The 799-nt window shown below is 36.0% G+C and carries 1 protein-coding gene; it reads right to left on the bottom strand.

Annotated elements, in window-relative coordinates; genetic code table 11:
• The coding region (locus tag AC1DUW_RS31040; RefSeq protein WP_477644482.1) for a DeoR/GlpR family DNA-binding transcription regulator at positions 1-622 on the bottom strand (622 nt) is incomplete at its 3' end.
• Between the last annotated feature and the right edge of the window lie 177 nt (positions 623-799).

Genomic DNA, 799 nt, shown 5'->3' with positions numbered 1-799 from the left:
TTGATACCTCGACCATCTTGCGTGATACTAATGTTTCATGTAAATGATAATTACTAACCCCACTTTGAATGGAAACACCACCAGCTGAAATGAACGCTTTATCAATATTAAATTGATTTAACATTTGTTCAGTGAGACCGCCGCTTATAGATTGATGCTTTGGATCAATTTGACCTCCTAGTAATAGAATTTGTCCTGTAAACTTATTTTCATTGAGCAATTCGGTTAACACAGACGACACAGGAAGAGAATTGGTTAAGATCGTAATGTCTATTTTATTTTCGATACACTTCGCAAATTCAAGCATGGTTGTCCCTACATCAATGGCAATCACATCTCCGTTAGAAATGAGTTCTACTGCTTTTTTCCCAACCTTGATTTTCGCTTCTTGATTCACTGTTGTACGCTGTGTAAATGGAGGCTCCTCAAATTCAAAGACTATTTTAATCGCTCCACCGTAAACCCTCTTTAAAAGTCCTTTATCCTCTAATATCATCAAATCGCGTCGAATCGTTTCCTCTGAAACATTAAATTGATCAACTAATTCCATAACTTTTACTTTTCCCATTTTGTTAAGTTCTTTTAAAATTTCATTCTTTCTTTCTTCAGGCAAAACAGACATATTCCTTCCCCCGTGATCATTAATAATTTATAAAATAATGCATTCTTTCTTCGGTACAAGGATATGAACGCGTGCTCCTTGCTCAAACATTTCCCCTCGGTGGTGAAGATAGTCTACAAGGAAAGCGGACTCATCTGTTTCTACTTCATATCTTAAAACATTCCCTGTCATAGAAAC

The organism is Peribacillus sp. P4_C12, from assembly GCF_056402095.1.
The sequence above is the reverse complement of the archived record's forward strand: the minus strand, read 5'-3'. Positions and strand labels throughout refer to the sequence as shown.